Origin of the sequence: Hoeflea algicola, assembly GCF_026619415.1 — a bacterium.
Taxonomy (GTDB): domain Bacteria; phylum Pseudomonadota; class Alphaproteobacteria; order Rhizobiales; family Rhizobiaceae; genus Hoeflea; species Hoeflea algicola.
Genome location: NZ_JAOVZR010000001.1, coordinates 2,424,180 through 2,442,045, shown reverse-complemented (window position 1 = coordinate 2,442,045; position 17,866 = coordinate 2,424,180). Strand labels below are relative to the sequence as shown.

The 17,866-nt window shown below is 60.0% G+C and carries 20 protein-coding genes; 9 read left to right on the top strand and 11 right to left on the bottom strand.

Annotation, left to right across the window (positions count from 1 at the left end; all coding sequences use genetic code 11):
• Positions 1-233 precede the first annotated feature (233 nt).
• On the top strand, positions 234-785 hold the full coding sequence (locus tag OEG84_RS12005; RefSeq protein ID WP_267653981.1) for a hypothetical protein: 552 nt from the start codon (positions 234-236) through the stop codon (positions 783-785).
• On the opposite strand, the gene OEG84_RS12000 is transcribed toward OEG84_RS12005, so the two are convergent.
• Entirely contained in the window at positions 782-1,645 is an 864-nt protein-coding gene (locus tag OEG84_RS12000; protein WP_267653980.1) for a helix-turn-helix domain-containing protein, read from the bottom strand. The two genes, OEG84_RS12005 and OEG84_RS12000, sit on opposite strands and share 4 nt — an antisense overlap.
• On the opposite strand from OEG84_RS12000, the gene OEG84_RS11995 reads away from it, so the two are divergent.
• A complete protein-coding gene (locus OEG84_RS11995) occupies positions 1,644-1,895 on the top strand; it encodes a hypothetical protein (protein WP_267653979.1) in 252 nt (83 codons plus the stop codon). The two genes, OEG84_RS12000 and OEG84_RS11995, sit on opposite strands and share 2 nt — an antisense overlap.
• Before the next feature lie 300 nt (positions 1,896-2,195).
• On the opposite strand, the gene OEG84_RS11990 is transcribed toward OEG84_RS11995, so the two are convergent.
• Positions 2,196-3,374 (bottom strand): pyridoxal phosphate-dependent aminotransferase, encoded by a 1,179-nt coding sequence (locus OEG84_RS11990; RefSeq protein WP_267653978.1) that lies wholly within the window; start codon positions 3,372-3,374, stop codon positions 2,196-2,198.
• Between the two features lie 83 nt (positions 3,375-3,457).
• Between OEG84_RS11990 and OEG84_RS11985 the strand changes: the two genes are divergently transcribed.
• The 3 genes from OEG84_RS11985 to OEG84_RS11975 all read left to right on the top strand — a co-directional run bounded on the left by OEG84_RS11985 (position 3,458) and on the right by OEG84_RS11975 (position 5,041).
• Positions 3,458-4,138, top strand: coding sequence for a GNAT family N-acetyltransferase (locus tag OEG84_RS11985; protein WP_267653977.1), 681 nt, complete (start codon positions 3,458-3,460; stop codon positions 4,136-4,138).
• On the top strand, positions 4,135-4,605 hold the full coding sequence (locus tag OEG84_RS11980; protein ID WP_267653976.1) for a GNAT family N-acetyltransferase: 471 nt from the start codon (positions 4,135-4,137) through the stop codon (positions 4,603-4,605). Before OEG84_RS11985 ends, OEG84_RS11980 begins: the two co-directional genes overlap by 4 nt.
• A 211-nt stretch (positions 4,606-4,816) precedes the next feature.
• Positions 4,817-5,041 carry a hypothetical protein gene (locus tag OEG84_RS11975; RefSeq protein ID WP_267653975.1) on the top strand — a complete coding sequence of 75 codons (225 nt, stop codon included), beginning with the start codon at positions 4,817-4,819 and terminating at the stop codon, positions 5,039-5,041.
• 7 nt (positions 5,042-5,048) lie between these two features.
• On the opposite strand, the gene OEG84_RS11970 is transcribed toward OEG84_RS11975, so the two are convergent.
• The 3 genes from OEG84_RS11970 to OEG84_RS11960 form a co-directional block, all read right to left on the bottom strand.
• A complete protein-coding gene (locus OEG84_RS11970; RefSeq protein WP_425602913.1) occupies positions 5,049-6,074 on the bottom strand; it encodes a nickel/cobalt transporter in 1,026 nt (341 codons plus the stop codon).
• Positions 6,068-6,724 (bottom strand): DUF1007 family protein, encoded by a 657-nt coding sequence (locus tag OEG84_RS11965; RefSeq protein WP_267653973.1) that lies wholly within the window; start codon positions 6,722-6,724, stop codon positions 6,068-6,070. The genes OEG84_RS11970 and OEG84_RS11965 overlap by 7 nt, the downstream gene beginning before the upstream one ends.
• Positions 6,725-6,821: 97 nt before the next feature.
• Positions 6,822-7,715 (bottom strand): LysR family transcriptional regulator, encoded by an 894-nt coding sequence (locus OEG84_RS11960; protein ID WP_267653972.1) that lies wholly within the window; start codon positions 7,713-7,715, stop codon positions 6,822-6,824.
• A 552-nt stretch (positions 7,716-8,267) separates the two neighbouring features.
• On the opposite strand from OEG84_RS11960, the gene odc2 reads away from it, so the two are divergent.
• Together odc2 and OEG84_RS11950 are read left to right on the top strand one after the other, a co-directional pair.
• Positions 8,268-9,401, top strand: coding sequence for an ornithine/lysine decarboxylase (odc2, locus tag OEG84_RS11955; protein ID WP_267653971.1), 1,134 nt, complete (start codon positions 8,268-8,270; stop codon positions 9,399-9,401).
• Positions 9,402-9,497: 96 nt separating this feature from the next.
• Complete coding sequence (locus OEG84_RS11950; protein WP_267653970.1) at positions 9,498-10,079, top strand: GNAT family N-acetyltransferase; 582 nt, start codon at positions 9,498-9,500, stop codon at positions 10,077-10,079.
• Positions 10,080-10,162: 83 nt separating this feature from the next.
• On the opposite strand, the gene OEG84_RS11945 is transcribed toward OEG84_RS11950, so the two are convergent.
• Positions 10,163-10,402 (bottom strand): hypothetical protein, encoded by a 240-nt coding sequence (locus OEG84_RS11945; protein WP_267653969.1) that lies wholly within the window; start codon positions 10,400-10,402, stop codon positions 10,163-10,165.
• Between the two features lie 254 nt (positions 10,403-10,656).
• Here OEG84_RS11945 and OEG84_RS11940 point away from each other — a divergent pair, with 254 nt between their 5' ends.
• Positions 10,657-11,724, top strand: coding sequence for a helix-turn-helix domain-containing protein (locus OEG84_RS11940; protein WP_267653968.1), 1,068 nt, complete (start codon positions 10,657-10,659; stop codon positions 11,722-11,724).
• A 36-nt stretch (positions 11,725-11,760) separates the two neighbouring features.
• Here the strand turns inward: OEG84_RS11940 and OEG84_RS11935 are convergent, their stop codons facing one another.
• Positions 11,761-13,377, bottom strand: a complete 1,617-nt coding sequence (locus OEG84_RS11935; protein ID WP_267653967.1) for a GMC family oxidoreductase — start codon at positions 13,375-13,377, stop codon at positions 11,761-11,763.
• A 42-nt stretch (positions 13,378-13,419) separates the two neighbouring features.
• Positions 13,420-13,860, bottom strand: coding sequence for a sugar dehydrogenase complex small subunit (locus OEG84_RS11930; RefSeq protein WP_267653966.1), 441 nt, complete (start codon positions 13,858-13,860; stop codon positions 13,420-13,422).
• 286 nt (positions 13,861-14,146) lie between these two features.
• On the opposite strand from OEG84_RS11930, the gene OEG84_RS11925 reads away from it, so the two are divergent.
• Positions 14,147-14,590: a glyoxalase superfamily protein gene (locus tag OEG84_RS11925; protein WP_267653965.1), complete on the top strand. Its 444-nt coding sequence runs from the start codon at positions 14,147-14,149 to the stop codon at positions 14,588-14,590.
• Between the two features lie 12 nt (positions 14,591-14,602).
• On the opposite strand, the gene OEG84_RS11920 is transcribed toward OEG84_RS11925, so the two are convergent.
• The 3 genes from OEG84_RS11920 to OEG84_RS11910 form a co-directional block, all read right to left on the bottom strand.
• Positions 14,603-15,595, bottom strand: a complete 993-nt coding sequence (locus OEG84_RS11920; protein WP_267653964.1) for a WD40 repeat domain-containing protein — start codon at positions 15,593-15,595, stop codon at positions 14,603-14,605.
• A gap of 12 nt (positions 15,596-15,607) precedes the next feature.
• Positions 15,608-16,684, bottom strand: coding sequence for a CobW family GTP-binding protein (locus OEG84_RS11915; RefSeq protein ID WP_267653963.1), 1,077 nt, complete (start codon positions 16,682-16,684; stop codon positions 15,608-15,610).
• A gap of 65 nt (positions 16,685-16,749) precedes the next feature.
• On the bottom strand, positions 16,750-17,715 hold the full coding sequence (locus tag OEG84_RS11910; protein WP_267653962.1) for an NAD(P)/FAD-dependent oxidoreductase: 966 nt from the start codon (positions 17,713-17,715) through the stop codon (positions 16,750-16,752).
• Between the last annotated feature and the right edge of the window lie 151 nt (positions 17,716-17,866).

The following is a 17,866-nucleotide window of genomic DNA, read 5'->3' as shown; positions in this document are numbered from 1 at the left end:
GACCCAAACCCAAACTGAGCGGGGCACGCAAGCGCCCCGCTTTTTTGTGCCAATTGCAAAGGCCGCGTTGGAACTGCTGGCGAGAGCCATGCCGGCTGGTTCTGGATTGCGATTTCGAACGTTCTGAAACGTGCATTCGGGCTCAGGGGACGGAGAGGCGGTGCCAGATGGGGCGTCCGCAGCGGTCGTGCTGCTGATCACTCAATCAAGCCTCGAAGGATTTCACCATGCTGATGAACAAGACACCAATCATCTTCACCTATGCATTCCTTGCGGTCGCCGCTGGACTTGGTGCTTCGATGATCCCGACCACCGAAAGCGAAGCTGGTCAGCCGCTCGCATCGATGCTGCGGATTGCGGAGGGTCAGGAAATCCCCGCAGGCGTTTTCGGTGTCGTCATAATCAAGAACGCCCGGGAAGCCTCATTGTTGCAACTGCGCGGTATTGCCGGCACCGGCGTCGCGCTGCTTCGGAATGCGGACGGCAATGATTGTCTGAGCGTGCCGCTGCGATTTGTTGCAGGGGATTTTGGCGGCGACGACATCGGCACCGCGCAGGCGAAGACCATCCGCCTGACCATACATGACGCAGGGATTGCCCAGCGCCTTATCGCCAGCCAGGATATCGTCAGCGACCAGTATCGTGTCGGGACAACACGGGATTACCAGATTGCGATCCAGGAAGGGCTGACTGTGGAGCACGGCTTTGTCCTCAACCCGGGCAAGTCGTTGCTGGCGGATGTCTTTGGCGCGGACGTCAGCCATGTCGCGTGTTCTGCTTTCTAGACGTCTGGTTTCTGGGCGCGATACTGCGATGGAGTCAGGCCCGCGATCCGGCGAAACTCGCCATTGAAGCTGGATTTGCTGACAAAGCCGGCTTCGAGCATGATTTCGGTGATCGGAAGGTCGGTGTCGCGCAGCAGCTTCTGGGCGTGACGGATCCGGAATCCGTTCATGTAGCGCGAGAAATTATCCTCGGTGCACCGGTTGACGGCATTTGAAATCTGCCGTGCCGGAACGCCCATCCGCCGCGCAACCCGGACCAGTGTCAGATTGTTGTCGGAGAACAATCGGGTTTCGTCCAGCATTGCGTCGAGAGCAGCAAGCAGCCAGCGGTCGTCTTCGGACGCAGTCGGCTGCTGTTGTTCGTGGGCCACTCCGGATACCGGCATGCGCAACACTTGCGGCGCCACGATCAGTGCAACGGCAAAGCAGAATGCGGCCATGATCCCTGCTGCACCCGACAGCATCTGCATCGCCTGGCCGTCGCCGGCAAAGAGGATTGCCGCGCCTATCGAAAAATCCGCCACGACCATCAATCCCAGCAGTGCGATTGTTGCGTACAAGGCCGAACGCATGACCGGAATCGCCTGAGCCGGGACATGGACGAATTCATCCGGATCCAGGCGCAAGAATGCGGAGATCCGGACCAAGTAGACGATGTTGAAACCAAGAACGAAAATATCGGCGGAGACCGAATCCGATGCCAATATCGCAAGTTGTGCAATGACAACCACCGCAGCATTGATCGCCAATGGCCTTTGCAAGGCTTGCCAGCGCTCCTGTGTCAGCGCCAGAAATCCCAGAGAGGCAGAGGGGCCGAGAAGCAGGGCGATCAACGGTTGCACACGCGTGAGCCATGTCATGCTAAAGGACAAGCGCAATCCGATGATCAGGGCGATGCTGGCGAGGGAAACCAGAAACACGCAGAAAAATGCACGGGCCGGTGCGGATACCCTGCTGTTCATGGCCAATGCCACCGCGGCGATTGTTGCCAAGGCACTCACCAACCATGCAAGGGGGAGATTGATCATGTTAGATATCCGCTGTCCCGCGAGCGGGCTATTGCCGGACCTTCGACAGTGCCGAAAAGATCAGCTGTTCTTATATTTCTAACCCGGCCAGAAGAATCAAACAACTTTCCATGGTCGCATTGTGTGGTCGCGCTGTTGATATCGTTGCCGGCGCGCTCTGTTTTGCCGCATCAATATTATTCTACACCGTAATTGGTGTTTTGTAGAATTAGGCTCGGGTTTTCACTCCATAACGCCGATGTTTGGCTTTGCTGATGATAAAGTGGGCCAGGCGTTAACGTGCCGTTAACTCTTTGAGCGCAGCCTGATCATCAGACATGCCTCTCCACTCCTCCCAAGAACGGCATGACGGATAGGGCGGCGAAAGCCGCCCTTGACCGTGTCAGGGCTTGGCATTCTCCAAAAACTCTCCCATTCGCGCGATAGCTGCCTCGATGTTCTGATCGGAATTGGCGCAGGAGACGCGAATATAGCCTTCTCCGAGCACGCCGAAATCCGGCCCGCCGATCAGCGCAACGCCAGCCTGTTCCAGCAGTGCGCTGGCAAGCGGCTTGGCCATCCATCCTGTGTTCTTGATATTGGGGAAGGCGTAGAACGCACCCTTGGGCAGGACGCAGGAGACCCCGGGCAAGGCGTTGAGCAATTCGGTGACGAGCCTGCGGCGACGATCAAAGGCTTCCAGCATATCGGTCACCGCATCCTGCGGGCCGTCAATGGCGGCGATGCCTGCAAATTGCGAGGGCGCGTTGACGCAGGACCAGCAATTGACGGCGAGCTTGCGGGCATAACCAATCAGGCTGTCGGGCCAGATCGACCAACCCATGCGCCAGCCGGTCATGGCCCAGGTCTTGGACCAGCCATTCAGCACGATCAGTCGGTCGCGGATCTCGGGATAGGTGAGCAGCGAGGTGTGGTGCTCGCCGTCATAAGTCATCACGTCGTAGATTTCGTCGGACAGGATGGCGACCTGGGGATGGTCGGCGAGGCCCGCTACCAGCTTGTCGATTTCGCTCTTCGGGGTGACGCCGCCGGTCGGGTTTGCCGGTGAGTTGAGGATCAGCAACCGGGTTTCAGGCGTAATCAGTGCCAGGGTTTCCTCGGCCGAAAAGGCAAAGCCGTTTTCCTCGCGCATAGGCACCGGAACTGGGCGTGCGCCGACATGCTCGATCATCGAGCGGTAGATCGGAAAACCGGGGTCCGGATATAGGATATCGACGCCCGGCTCTCCGAGCATGCGGATCGCGGCATACATGGTCGGCTTGCCGCCCGGCATGATCATGACGCTGTCGGGGGAAACCTCGATGCCGGTCATGGTGAGCGTTCGGCGGCAAACCGCTTCGCGGGTCGCAAGCAGGCCGTTGGCGGGTGTATAGCCATGGTGGCCGTCGCGCAGCGCCTTGATCGCCGCCTCGACAATGTGCGCCGGGGTTTTGAAATCCGGCTGGCCGATTCCGAGATTAAGGATGTCACGCCCCTGGTTGGCGAGGTCTGTGGCGCGGGCGAGAACGGCGAAGGCATTTTCTTCGCCTATGCGGTCAAAGGCTGCGACGGGCTGGATCATCCGGATTTTTCCTGGCAGGTGGTTGTCATGTCGCCTGAACTCATGTCCTATCCCGACGCGAAATTCAATTCAGGCTATTACCTATGCACGATTTGACGAACTGGAAACCCCGTCCCGCGCCCAAGGCCTTTTCCGTGACAGGGCGCTTTGTGATGATCGAACCGTTCCGGCGCGATCTCCACGAAACCGCACTCTGGCAGGCGCTTGGTGGCGACGGGATCAACGATCTGCTGCGCTATTTTCCGAATGGGCCCTATGCGACGCCGTCGGAAATGGGCGACTGGCTTGAGCAGAAGAATCATGAGGCTGGCTGGAGTACTTGCGTGTTCCGCAGCCGGCAAACTGGTGAGGTGGTGGGCATGGCCAGCTATATGCGGCCCGATCCCGCCAATGGCGTCGTCGAGGTCGGTTCGGTCGCGCACGGGCCGACGATGGCGCGCACGCCGATGTCGACCGAGGCGCATTACCTGTTGGCGCGGCATGTGTTCGAGGATCTCGACTATCGACGCTACGAATGGAAGTGCCACAATCTCAACGAGGCTTCCAAGGTGACGGCAAACCGGCTCGGCTTCCAGTATGAGGGGCTGTTCCGGCAACACATAGTAGCCAAGGGCGCCAATCGCGACACGGCATGGTTCTCGATGATCGACGGCGAGTGGCCTGTGCTTGCAAAAGCGTTCGAGGCCTGGCTCGATCCGTCGAATTTTGATGAGGATGGGCGCCAGAAAAGGCGGCTCGAGGAATTTCGGAGGACGTTGGTATGAAGGGGCTCAGGGGCGCGACGCTTACCGATTTGGCTGCCATCGAGGTTTTCCAGCGCGCGGCATATGCCCGCACTGAAGCGGTGATCGGCGTCCGGGCGATCCCGCTCGAATGGGATTATCGGGTGATCATGGAGGAATGTGAGATCTGGCTCGATGAGCGCGACGGTGCGCTTTTGGGCGTGCTGATTCTGCGCATTCTCGAAGACCGGCTTTTTCTCGAATCTATTGCCACTGCGGAACAGGTCTCCGGGTCCGGTGTTGGGCGGGCGCTGATGGAAACTGCTTTCGCGCGCGCCAGAAAACTTGGGCTTAAAAGGGTGGAATTGATTACCAATGGCCGCAATCCGGCGGCTGGCTGGTACAGGAAGCTGGGTTTTTCGGTTGACCAGGAAGAACAGCAGCCCGATAGGAAGGTGCTGCATATGTCCGTTCCGGTGGCAGGCGACCCGTCAAGCCTTGTGGAGTGAATCGGCGTCGCGGGGCATGGCAGATCTCCGTTCGGGCCATATGTCACGGGGATATGTGCGGGCCGGCTGATGACTTGACACAGGCGCCATAATTGGCCCACCAGACACGGACAATTTTGGCCACGGCTGGACTTGGCTGCCAAATCGCGACCATGGCCTGAGCGCGAGCGCATTGCGGTCGTGTGATCGCAACTGATGAAGGAACGACGCTTTGAGCAAACCGGCGACATCGAACAAATCAGCTGCGATCGCGGCCTTCGTCATTCTTGGCGTCACCGGGACCGTATTTTACTACATGCCGGCGATGATGCTGGCCACATCGGCGATATCGCCATGGCTGGCGGTCGGACTGGCGGCAGCACTGGTGCTGTGTTTTTTCGGGGTGTTCTGGCTGCGTGGCAAGCGTCGGAACAGGGGCGAAGCCGATCCCGAATAGGCCGCGCTCAGCTCTGTAATGAGGCTGCGAGCAACAACAAACCGAGCACCACCACCAGGACTGCACCGAGAATTTCGATTATCGTGCCAACATGGCTGCCCAGCGAGGCGCCGGCAAAACGGACTGCCGCGCCCTTTGCGGTGACGGCAAGCGTCGCCAGTGCCGAGACGGTGATGGCGGTGCCGATCGCCATGGCGAAAGCAGAGGCCACGCCCGCCAACCACAGGCCGTTGAGCATCGAGAACGTCAACACTATCAACGCGCCTGAACAGGGCCTGAGGCCGACCGCAATTACCGCGCTCCAGGCTTCGCGCAAACTCAGGCTGCTGCCAGAGATCAGTTTCGGGTCGGGCATGTGCGCGTGACCGCAACTGGCGCAGACTTCACCCTCAGCGTGGACGTGATGATGATGGCGTCCTTCTGCATGTTCCTGCGCATGGGCATGTCCATGATCGTGATGTGCGGCAGCATGCGCGGGCGATTGCGCCGCGCGTAGCGACAGCAGCTTGCGGCTCAGCAGCCAAAAACCGAAAGCGGCGATCAGGCCATAGCTCGCGGTCTCCATGAACCATGTTGCCTGGGTCATGGAAATAGAGGCGCCGCGCAGAACGTAATAGGCAAGCCCGACGACAATCACCGCTGTCAGCGCCTGCAGGAATGACGACAGGAACGACAGCAATACCCCACGTCGCAGCGCCACTTCATTGGCGATCATGTAGGACGAAATCACCGCCTTGCCGTGGCCGGGGCCGGCAGCATGAAAAATGCCATACAGGAAAGACAGGCCGATCAACCCCCATACCTGCCAGGGATCGCTTCGCATGGCTTTGAGAGAGCCGGTCAGGGCGCGGTAGAACGCCTTTTGCTGGGTATTGATCCAGTCGATCAACGGCCCGCCAAATCCGCCCGGCGTGATCGAGGGTTCAGCGGTGCCGATGCCGAGCGAGGATTGGGCGTGGGCTGCACTGGCAACAAGCAGTAACGCAATGATGGCAGCCAGCTTGGCGCCAATCGAAACGGGTTTTGTCAACAGGTCAACTCCAGCCGCGTTGCCAGCAGTTTCGATAGGTCATTGCTGGTGGTGGTGTCGTAGAAGGCTTCGGTCAGGGAATCCTGGTTTTGAGCGATGATCTCGTCGGGATCCGGACGGATCACAGCACGGGCGCAGGTGGCTGCCGAACTGCCGGTTACCGCCATGTCTGCATCGTTCATGAAATCAAGCGCAGCATACATCGTCGGATCATAGACCCCGATGGCGATCTTGCCCTTCAGCGGCAGTTTGTCAGAGGGCACCTCGGCGAAGAACATCAGCAGTTGGCCGTCCTGGAACGCAACCTTGATCGCTTCAGGGAGCGTGAATGCCGCGTCGACGCCGTTGACGGTGAGGGTGGTGTAATAGTCGAATTCGGATAGCGAATCGGTCACCAACTCGCTGATTTTGGCAAGTTCTCCCGCGTCGAGTTCGAAATTCCCATCCATGTCGAAATCGAGCATGACACTGGACGAAAACACCTCGTCGAACCGCCAGACATGGCGCAATTCGCTGACATAGCCATCAGCAGTGGTCTCCACCTCGAGCCGCGCTTCGGCGAAGACGTGGGGATGCGCCAAAGCGATTGACGGGGTTATCAGCGCAGCGATTGCGGCAAGGCCCGATCCTATCAGGGGAATTGGCTTGGTCATGGTCCGCCATCTGGTTGCATGCAAATGTGGTTTTGGCTGTGGCAGGCAATATGGGCCTAAATTCGGCGGCTGCGGCCTCTGCTGGTTGAAAACTGGGTCATGCCGCGTTTTTGAACCATTGGGTCAGGAAATCGACAAAGGCGCGCACCTTGGCCGGCAGATAGCGACGGTGCGGGTAGATCGCGTAGATGCCGCGGTCATTGGACATGTAGCCATCGAGAATCGGAGTCAGTGTTCCCTTGGCCTGGCGTTCGCGGAAGATGAAATCTGGCAATACGGCGACGCCGAGCCCGGCCTCCGCTGCCCGCATGGCAGCGAGCGGGCTGTTGACCTCGAGTCTGCCATCAACCGACACGGAAAGTGCCGAACCATCGCTGTTTTCAAAGCGCCAATTGTTGAGAAAACGGCCGTTGGTGTCGATGATGCCGGGAATGCCGGCGAGTTGCGACGGGTGGGTGATCGGGCCGTGCTTTTCGAGAAATTCCGGTGAAGCGCAGGGGATCAGTGAAAACGGTGCCAACTTGCGGGCAATCAGCCCGGAATCCTCGAGCCGGGTGATGCGGATCGCCACATCGTAGCCTTCCTCGACCAGATCGACGAAACGGTCGTCGGAGATGATTTCCAACGTCACTTCCGGATGGGCAACGGCAAAATCGATCAGGGACTGGCCGACCGCAGCGTCGGCAAAGGTGCGCGGGGCGGAAACCTTGATCCGTCCGCGGACGTCTTTCGAGCCCTCGCGCACCAGATCGGCAAGATTGTCGATTTCTCTGAGAATGTCGGAAGCGGTGCGAAAATAGATATGGCCGGCTTCGGTCAGCGAGAATTGCCGGGTGGTGCGGTTGAGCAGTAGGGCGCCAAGATCGTCTTCAAGCTCGCGGACATATTTCGACAGGAGTGCCTTGGAGCGGCCAACCTTGCGCGCGGCGGCGGAGAACCCCTCGGCTTCAACCACATCGATAAAGGCGCGGATCCGGGTCAGTGTGTCCATGGCAGGTAATTACCTCGGGTTGGCGCCAGACCAGCGCGGGATTTTGGTACTGTCGTGATATATCGAACAATGACCGATATTCGTTCAATGCCACAGTTTTTCAAGAGCAATGCAAGAAAACTCTTGCATGAGCTTCGGCAAAATCCTATGTCGCTTGAGCCCAAAGTCGCACGTGCCTGTGGGTGTCCGCCGACCCTCGAATGGTGAGGAATCGGTATGGTACCTGGAACTAACCCCTCCAGTCGTTTCTCCGGCCAACCGGATGAGCGAGGACATCTTGAAGCAACGACGGTGCGGGCCTTTCTGGTGTCTACCGGCTCTCCAACAGCCGGGGTTACTGAAGAGGCACACCTTCATTGCCGGAAGTGCGGTCGGGTTCCCCCTCCAATCCAAGGCAGACGAGAGCGAACCAACGCCTGAAATGGCCTGGTTCATCGACGCATCAAGCGTCCACGACGGAATCCGGTTCCTCCAAAGGCCGGGTCTCACAGCGTGGCCGCACGATGCTCTGTCTAGATATGGCCCCTGACCGGGCCGGGAACGGAGCACCCGATGACGACTGCACGCATTCTTGACTTCATTCGCACCCGACGTCCCGATGGTCCCTGCCTGGTGGTTGACCTTGACGTGGTGCGCGACAATTTCCAGTCCTTCAGCAAGGCGCTGCCCGACAGTTCGATCTATTATGCGGTCAAAGCCAATCCGGCGCCGGAAATCCTGCGGCTGCTGGCCGGCCTCGGCTCCAATTTTGATTGTGCCTCGGTGACCGAAATCGAAATGGCGCTGAAAGCCGGCGCCACCTCTGCCCGGATTTCCTATGGCAACACCATCAAGAAAGAGCGTGACATTGCCCGCGCCCATGCACTGGGCGTCTCGCTGTTTGCTGTCGACAGCCACGAAGAAGTTGAAAAGATCGCCCGCGCAGCGCCCGGCGCCCGGGTGTTCTGCCGGGTTCTGACCGATGGCGAAGGCGCCGAATGGCCGCTGTCGCGCAAGTTCGGCTGCGTGCCGCAGATGGCTGTCGATGTGCTGGTCTATGCGCATCAGCTGGGCCTCAACTCGCACGGCGTCTCGTTTCATGTCGGCTCGCAGATGACCAAGCTCGATGCCTGGGATGCAGCACTCGGCGATGCCCGCCGGGTGTTCGACAAGCTGGCCCAGCAGGGTATTCATCTCAAGATGGTCAACATGGGCGGCGGTTTCCCCACCCGCTATCTCAAGGATATTCCGACCGCGCAGGCATACGGCCAGGCGATCCTGGGTTCGCTGCGCAAGCATTTCGGCAACCAGCTTCCCGAAACCATCATCGAACCCGGCCGCGGCATGGTTGGCAACGCGGGTGCGATCAAGGCGGAAGTTGTGCTGGTTTCGCGCAAGTCCGACGAAGACCAGGTGCGGTGGGTGTATCTCGACATCGGCAAGTTCGGCGGTCTCGCCGAAACCATGGACGAGGCCATTCGCTACTCGATTGTCACGGCGCGTGACGGCGATGAGATGGAACCCTGCGTGCTGGCCGGCCCGACCTGCGATTCGGCCGATGTGATGTACGAGAAGAATCCCTATCCGATGCCGGTTTCGCTGACCATCGGAGATGAGGTGCTGATTGAGGGCACGGGTGCCTACACCAGCACCTATTCGTCGGTGGCTTTCAATGGGTTCGAACCCTTGCGATCCTATGTGATCTGAACGGAATGTTCGTTCAGGCCGATGCCTGCCGCGGCACGTGCCCGGGGCAGGCGAAGCCGTGTTCAAGCGTTGGTTTGATATATCGAGGATCAGCCCGTGACTGGCCATGTGTGTGGGTTTGGCAAAACCGGATTTGCCATTGAAAATGAAATTGGAACCGATCGTGGGACCCGCGAGGCGATGCTTGACCGCGCCATGGGCCCGGGGCGCAAGCGCAAATCGTCGGAAAAGCTTCGCCGTGGCATGCTGCCGTCATCGGGTTTGGCCTTTGTCGCCCGTGACAGCAATGGCACGCTGATCGGCAGTGTCAGGCTGTGGGATGTGGCTGCGGGTGGTCGGCAACTGCTGCTGCTCGGTCCGCTGGCTGTGGCGTCGGAAGTCGCTGGGAGGGGCATCGGCTCGGCGTTGATGCGGCATGCGATCGACCGGGCGACAGAGCTTGGGCATGGCGCCATTATGCTGGTTGGCGATGCAGCCTATTACAGCCGCTTTGGATTTTCCGTCGAGAAAACTGGCGGGTTGATCATGCCGGGGCCGGTTGAGCGCTCGCGTCTGCTCGGCTGCGAGCTTTTGCCAGGATATCTTGACGAGGTAGCCGGTTTGCTGGTGCCGAATGGCCGGTTGGCACCGGCATTTGTGCGGCGCACCCGCTCTGCGCGGTTGATGCGGGTCGCTTGAATTTTCAGGAACAATGCGGGTTTGAATGGAATGCGCCGAACCGGAGGGACGGTCGGCGCATTCCTTGCTGCTGGCCAAAGCGATCAGAACACGACGCCGTTGCCGAAATTGACCGGGCCGGAGGGGTACTTCTTGGCGGCAGCGTCTTCATCGCGGGTAAATTGCGATGTGGCGGTGCAATCGATGTCGGCTTGAGTGGCCTTGGCCGGGGCTGTCTCGCAGAGCGCTGCCTGAGTGCTGGCGGGTTCGGCGAAAGCCGAGGAAGCGGTGACGGGCAGCATGGCGGCCAGGGAAAGTGCGGCGGCGAGAGCAAACTTGTTCATGATGATCTCCTTCAAGAGCGTGTTAGAATTGTTGTGCGGTTCAGGTTGCGGTAGTTGCCGCGGGCCCCAACCGGCGATGAGCTGAACATGGGGATCGGCCCGGCGGTGCGCCGCGCGACTTTGAAATTCGAAGCGTGTGTTTCAGTTTTGGTGCGAAATTTCCGGAATCGATTGGACTGTCGCGCCGCCAGTCCCTATCTCCGCTGCAATGTCGAGCGCGCCGATGTGGCGATGTGCCTTAAGTGGACCTGAAGATGTCAATTGAACTGACCCTTGCCGGCTTCATGGACCTGATCCTGCGTGGTGGAACGTTTGGCATTTTGCTGCTGGTGATCATCCACCTGCTGCGGCGGCCGGAATTTACCGCACTGGTCGGAACCGGCATCCTGTTCTGCGCCACCGGCGTGGTCGAGATTTTCCTCAATGCGCCGGCGGTCACGGAGGCGCTGGCGCCGACCGATTACCTGGTGGTGCCGTTTCAGCAGCTGCATTACATTGCCATGTGGTGGTTCGTACTGACGTTGTTCGACGACCGCTTCCGCTGGCAGCTGAAGCACTTTGTGCCGGCGCTTGTCGCCATCCCGCTGGTTGCCGGGTTGCTGATCGCACCCGCTCAATCGAGATGGATGCTGGATGTGGCGCTGGTGGTTCTCAATGCGGTGTTGTTGGGGCTGATAATCCACAAGGCGTTGAGCGACAGGGCCGGTGATCTGGTCAACGAGCGGCGCGCGTTCAGCCTTGCACTGGCTTTTTCAGTGCCTCCCTTCACCCTGATTGTGTTTGTCTCCAACCTGGTGAGCGTCGATGGACCGCTTGATGCCGCGCTGTGCTTCTTGTACGCGATTGTCTATTTCGTCTTTACGCTGGGGTTTTCCTACTGGCTCACGCATCTCAAGGATGAACTGTTCCAGCGGGTTGAGGACGGCGCGAGCGTGAGTGCAGACCGCAGCACCCTGTCGGCGGCCGACCGGCTGGAACTCGAGCGGGTTGTCAAGGCAATGGATGGCGGGCTCTATCTCGAGCCGGGTCTGACGATTGGCGGGCTCGCCGATATCCTGCATATTCCCGAGCATCGGCTTAGGCGGTTAATCAACGGTGGGCTCGGCTACAGGAATTTTGCTGCTTTCGTCAATGACTACCGCATCAACGAGGCCAAACGTCGGCTGTCCGATCCGGGTATGGCGCGCGAGCAGATCATCCAGCACGCCTTTAGTTTGGGGTATGCGTCGCTGGCGCCGTTTAATCGCGCCTTCCGCGAACGGGTCGGGGTCAGTCCGACCGAATACCGCGAGGCGGCGCTGGAAGGCGCCGCCATCAACTGAGCGTCAAGCGATCGATTATCAGATGGCCTGTGGCGGTTACTTGACTGACGCGGCAATGGCATCGACGGCTCGCAAGGAGAGTGCCGCGATGGTCAAGGTCGGGTTGGCCGTTGCCGATGTGGGGAATGTCCCCGAACCCAGCAAGAACAGGTTGCGGTGATCGAAACTGCGCAGATCGGCATCGACAACTGCACTGTTGGCGTCGGCGCCCATGCGCACGGTGCCGATGATATGACCCGAACCCTGGATATCAGGTGAATGCTTGATGTTTTTGGCACCCATGGCGGCAAAGACTTCGTCGTGTGCCTTTTCCGCAGCTTTCAGACCGTCCCGCGTGTAGGCGTCAAAATCATAGTGGATGCGCGGCAGCGGGATACCGTTGGCGTCGCGCTTGTCGGGGTCGAGCGTCACGCGGTTGTCGGCGTCGGGGGTCTGTTCGACAAGCGAGGCGAGCCGGATCTGGCGCGAGGTGGCATCCTTGATGGCTGCATCGAGCTCGTCGCCACGCAATCCCTGACGCGCGAGGTCCGCAGCCGTCGTGGCCGGTGCGCCGGTGGGCCAGCTATGGCCGTCATTGCCAATTTCGATGCGGAATGCGCCGCGCTGCTTGCGGAAATCGCCATCACGCAGGTTTTCGATGCCCGAGGTTGAGAGCGGGCCGCGATAGGGCCACACCGGTTCAGGTGCTTCGGCCCAGCTCAGGCGACTGGGATGGTCCATCAGGCTGCGTCCTACCTGGCCGGAGCTGTTGGCAACGCCATCGGGAGCGCCCTCCTGAGCGGAATTGAGCAGTAGCCTCGGCGTCTCTATGGCGTGGGCGGCAAGGATCACGACCTTGCCTGCCGCGGTGCCTGTGCTGCCATCGGCGCGCCGGAATTCGACGGATTCAATTTCCCGGTCGGCTCCGAGATTGAGACGTGTGGCCGTTGTCTCGTCATAGACCTTGGCACCTGCTTCCTCTGCCATGGCCACATGCACGGTGGCATCGTATTTGGCCTGGATCGGGCAGATCGGAATGCAGGAATTGTTGCCGCAACATTCGGGCCGGTCGGCGTGAAAGACGGAGTTGCGGCCCTGCGGGGTTGGACGAACCTGGTAGGGCGAGCCGTCGAGCGCGGCAGCAAATTGCTTGTCGAGATAGGTCATCGGGATCAGCGGCATCGGGTAATCGCCTGATCGCGGTGAGCCGAGATCATCGGTGGCGTCGCCGGCAACGCCGATCTCATTTTCTGCCGCCTGGTAAAATGGCTCGAGGTCATCATAATCGATCGGCCAGTCGACGCCGCGGCCATAGAGCGACTTGAGCTTGAAATCGGCCGGCACGTTGCGCAAGGTCGTCCCCAACCAGTGCCACGTGGTGCCGCCAACGACCTTGATATAGGTCGAGCGAAACAGCTCGGGGCCCATCTGCTGGTAGAAATCCTCGATCCGGTGTGACAGTGGGTGCTCGGCTGTGGGGTCGTTGGGATAGGCCGATTCCGGTACCTTGATGGCAGCGGTCCAGAATTTTTCGACGGCTGAAAACCGGTCAATCCGCTTGCCGGATTCGAGAAATGCGACACTCAAGCCTTTTGCGGCGAGTTTGGCCCCGGTGATCGCGCCAGCAACGCCGGTTCCTATGATGAGAATATCTGCTGAAATGTCATTGGCCATGAAACGGCTCCCTGAAATGAAAAATACGGGTGGCTGTTGCGATCAGCCGACAGGAGGTTCAGCCCAATAGCCTGTCTCGCCGCCGCATTGGCCCATCGGCTTGGTGTAGGGCATGGCCTGCCACATCAGCGCGTCGTTGTAGGCGACGACTTCGCTGCTGTCGGGGTCGGGCGAAAAGCCACTGTACCAGGCAGCGACAATGTCGTTGCCGAGATCCGGTTTGGCCTGGCCGTTGGCGAGCGCTGCGATTTCATCGGTTTTGCCGATTGTTTCAAAAGCCTTGAGCATCTTCGCAGCTATATCGCCGTCAAGATCAGCCTTGCCGGTCAGTTCTTTCGAAAGCGCGAGGAAGGCATCAGCGTCCATGCCTGTCGTAGCTTGCGCCGGCCATTGGATTACAGCGGTCAGCGCCAGTGCGGTACCGGCTGTCAGCATGGCGCGGCGGGTCAGGCGGGGCGAGGGGGTGGGGCTTGGTCGGCTCATGTCTCAATTCCTCCGGAGTCCCAAACCGAACGCTTGCACACGAGGATAAGTTCCATGGAGCCAGGATTTTAGCGATGGTTGCTCAGTGCAGCGCTATGAGCAGGAGATTGACAAGTGGCCCTGGCGTCCCTATCTGAGCGGCTTCGGGTCTGGAGCCCCGGCCGTCCGCAGGCGCAATGCCGTGGTGAAGTCTCCAACTTTCGAGCAGTCACCTTGATGATGACATGCCAGATGGTGGAATGCGGACACCCCTCGATACCAAGCATGTCGTGACAGGAGAACTGCCATGCGTGAAAACACGCCACTGCCATCGTTAGATATGCTGAAAGACCAGGCGCGCCGCCTGAGATCCCGTCTTGAAGCCAATGGCGAAACCATTGGTCATTCCAGGGCGTTGGAACTGATTGCGGCACAATATGGCTTCAATGACTGGAACACGTTGCACGCTGCCTTGGGAAACCGTCGCGGGCCTGAATATCTGGCGCCTGGTGCGCGGGTGACCGGGGCCTATCTGGGCCAACCTTTTGCCGCCCGGATTGTCGGCATACAAGCGCTGACGTCAGCGCCGGGCAATTACCGGGTGTCTCTGGATCTGGATGAAGCGGTCGATGTTGTCACCTTCGACAGCTTCTCGTCGTTTCGCAAGCGCGTCAACGGGGTTATCGGCAAGGATGGCGTCAGCCGCGAGCGCACTTCCAACGGCCGCCCGCAACTGCAATTGTCCTGGTAACCTGCCGGGAGTTTAACCCGCGATGTCGACAACGCCGCAATCGCCTGCTTGCGATCCAAACGCGAGCAGGCGACCGGGCTTGTTCCAGGTCATGGCAGTGATTGGGCCCTTGCCGGGACGGCGCAGGAGCGCCTCCTTGCTATCGGCGATGCGGACGGCGAGCACCATGCCGTCACCAAACCCGATGGCGACCAGATCCTCGACCGGATGACAAGCGACACAGGTCACCATCGTATCGGCGCGCTGACCCAGTTCTTTGGGCGCCTTGCCCATCGGGCCATCCTTGCCGGAAAACGGCCAGACGATGGCCGAAGGCGCACCTGAGGAGGCAAGCCATTTGCCGCGGTTGGACCAGGAGAGCGATTTGACCTTGGCAGGATAGCCGGTCATGCGCATGTGGCGTTGTTCGCTGCCGGGCTTGCCGTCGAGTTTCCAGCCGTGCAGCGCATTTTCCTGCATGGCGGTGACCAGAAAGCGGCCATCGGGGTGAAACATCACCTGGTTGTGGGCGCCTTTCCACTCGAAATCGACTGCCGGGGCATTGCCATTGACGAAAGCCAGCGACACACCGTTGTAGCGTGCCATTGCCAGCCGCATGCCCTTTGGCGCGAAGGCCAGGCCTTCGATGGTACGGGCTTCCTCGAATGAACGCTGTTGTGTCCCGTCAGCCAGCATCACCGTGGCAACACGCCCCTCTGTGAAGGCCACCGCGCCCTGTGGTCCGGCGGCCACGGCGCTGACCCATTTGCGCGCTGGCTCTCGCAGAACGGTTTGGGTGCCGTCGGCGCCAAGCCGCATGACCTTGCCGTCTTCACCGCCGGTAATCAGCGATTGGTTGTCCCAAGTGGTGGTTGCAGCCAGCAGGCCGTCGTGAAGTTCATGGCGCTGGGTGCCATGATCGAGCCGCACCACTTGGCCGGAGGCGAGCGCAAAAGCTGGCACTTCGCCCAGGAATGCGGTGGCAAGGCAGTGATCGTCGAGATCAATCGGCGCGACTGTCGGCATGGCGAAATGTCCTCAGGCCTGGCAGGCTAGGAAAGTGCGTTCGAGCTTTTCGCGATCGAGATCGCGGCCAATGAAGACAATGCGGCTTTCGCGTTTTTCATCATCCTTCCAAGCGCGCTGATGGTCGCCTTCGACAATCATATGCACACCCTGAATAACGTAACGGTCATCATCGCCGGCCAGGGCGATAATGCCCTTGAGGCGCAAAATATTTGGGCCGTCGATCTGGGTGATCTTTTCAATCCAGGGGAAGAAGCGTTTCGGTTCCAGCGGGCCGGCGCGCAGCGAGATCGACTGTACAGTCAGATCGTGAATGGCGGCCGGCGTCGCGTGGTCATGATCATGATGCGCATGGTCGTGATGAGCGTGGTCATGGTGGTGGTGATGGTCGTGATCATGATCGCAATCGGGACCACAGGCGTGGTCGGGATCATCGTGGTCGAGGAAATGCGGGTCATTGTCGAGCGCACGGCTGAGATCGAACGCGCCGCGGTCCAGCACCGCGTCAAGCGACACGGATGCGCGCTCGGTGCGGTGGATCCGCGCGGATGGATTGATCGTCCGCACGATACGCTCGACTTCGTCGAGTTCTTGAGGCGTCACCAGGTCGGTCTTGTTGAGAAGCACCACATCGGCAAAGGCAATCTGGTCCTCGGCCTCGCGGCTGTCCTTGAGCCGAGCCGGTAGGTGGCGCGCGTCGACCAGCGCCACCACGGCATCAAGCCGGGTCTTGGCGCGGACATCCTCATCCATGAAAAACGTCTGGGCGACGGGTGCGGGGTCGGCAAGGCCGGTGGTTTCGACGATGATGGCGTCAAATCTGCCCGGCCGGCGCATCAGTCCCTCAACCACGCGGATCAGGTCACCGCGCACGGTGCAGCAGACGCAGCCATTGTTCATCTCGTAGATTTCCTCGTCGGATTCCACGATCAGGTCGTTGTCGATGCCGATCTCGCCAAATTCATTGACGATCACCGCATAGCGCTTGCCATGCGGTTCCGACAGGATCCGGTTGAGCAGCGTGGTTTTGCCAGCGCCGAGATATCCGGTCAGCACGGTTACGGGAATGGGGGATGGGGCTTCGCTCATGGAATGTCTCGGTCAGGATGGTTTGGTTGAACTTGCATATAGGCGCTTGGATCGGATTGTGCCACTCACAAGGCAAGGATGTGTTGGCCCAGCGCCAGACCTGATTGATGCGCGGCTTCTGCCCTTGCGGCGATGCACCAATCGCCACAAGCGAAAAGCGTGCCATCGGCATTGCCGATGAAGGGTGCACCAAGCTGCGTTTGGGCCAGCGCGTGGAGCCAGCGATGCAGGTCGAAATGGACCGGCTTCGGCAAATCCGCACCAAGGCCGGTTGCGGCCCGCATTGCAACCAGCAACTCGGCGGCGACCGTCTGATGGTCTTCATCCAGCCGGGCGTCGCTCCATTCAGGGCCGGCATGGAGCACGAAAGTCTCGCCGCGCCGCTGCGGTTTTGAACTGTTTCGTACAATCAGCGAGAGACAATCGCCGGGCTGCCCGCGAATGAGATCGGGCACATCATCGAGCCTTGTTTCAAACGCCAGCATGGCCGACCAGCAAGGCGCCATCTTGACCGCGGCAAGCGGGGCGAAGGCGGAATCCAGAGGATGCAGCAGTTTGAGCGCTTGTGGCGCGGGGATAGCCGTCACCACCCGCGCCGCCCGGAAACTTTCGGCGACACCACCGGCGGTTTCGACCTCGACCAGATATTTGTTTTGTTGCTTGCCAATGCGGGTGACGGTTGTACCAAGATGCACCTGCAGGCCCTCGGTGAGTGCCTTGCCGACGGCCGACATTCCTGGCAGGCCAACCCACCAGGGTCGAGCGCTGTCCTTGCCGCGCGGCCGCCAAACAGCCAGCTCGCCGGCCTGGGCCAGGTGGTTGACCAGTGATGTGAATTCCGGCGTTCTGCTGGTCAGATATTGGCCGCCATGGTCGAAATTGCCGTGGTCGCTGCGTCGGGTCGCCAGACGCCCACCTGGCGAGCGGGATTTTTCCAACACGATGACACTGATGCCCTGATCTGCCAGGTGTCTTGCGAGGGTGAGACCCGCCAATCCGGCGCCGATGATGATCGTGTTTGTGTCGTCCATTTATTTTTCCACTCAATTCTGAGTCTGGCGTGCGTGTTTTATCACGGGCCATGATCAACGGCTAAATCAAAATCGTTTCTGAAAAGGCTCCAGTCCATCGCATTACGTCGCACCGAGCCTTTCAACCGAAGAGCGGTTGCGGTGTCGTCAA